Raw genomic sequence first — 588 nt, forward strand, 5'->3', positions numbered from 1 at the left:
GACCTCTTTGCCATCATCACTAGACTATTTGAAAGACAAAATTTATTATATCTTATTTCACAATAAAATCAAGTACTTTATTAAAAAAATACATGTTATTCTTTCAAAACTGGATAAACGTTTCATTGATATACAAACTATTTTTGTTTTGGTTAAGTCCTCGATCGATTAGTATTCGTCAGCTACATGTGTCGCCACACTTCCACCTCGAACCTATCTACCTCATCGTCTTTGAGGGATCTTACTTACTTGCGTAATGGGAAATCTCATCTTGAGGGGGGCTTCATGCTTAGATGCTTTCAGCACTTATCCCGTCCACACATAGCTACCCAGCGATGCCTTTGGCAAGACAACTGGTACACCAGCGGTGTGTCCATCCCGGTCCTCTCGTACTAAGGACAGCTCCTCTCAAATTTCCTACGCCCACGACGGATAGGGACCGAACTGTCTCACGACGTTCTGAACCCAGCTCGCGTACCGCTTTAATGGGCGAACAGCCCAACCCTTGGGACCGACTACAGCCCCAGGATGCGATGAGCCGACATCGAGGTGCCAAACCTCCCCGTCGATGTGGACTCTTGGGGGAGA

The sequence above is a fragment of the Lysinibacillus contaminans genome, assembly GCF_001278945.1.
GTDB lineage: Bacteria > Bacillota > Bacilli > Bacillales_A > Planococcaceae > Lysinibacillus > Lysinibacillus contaminans.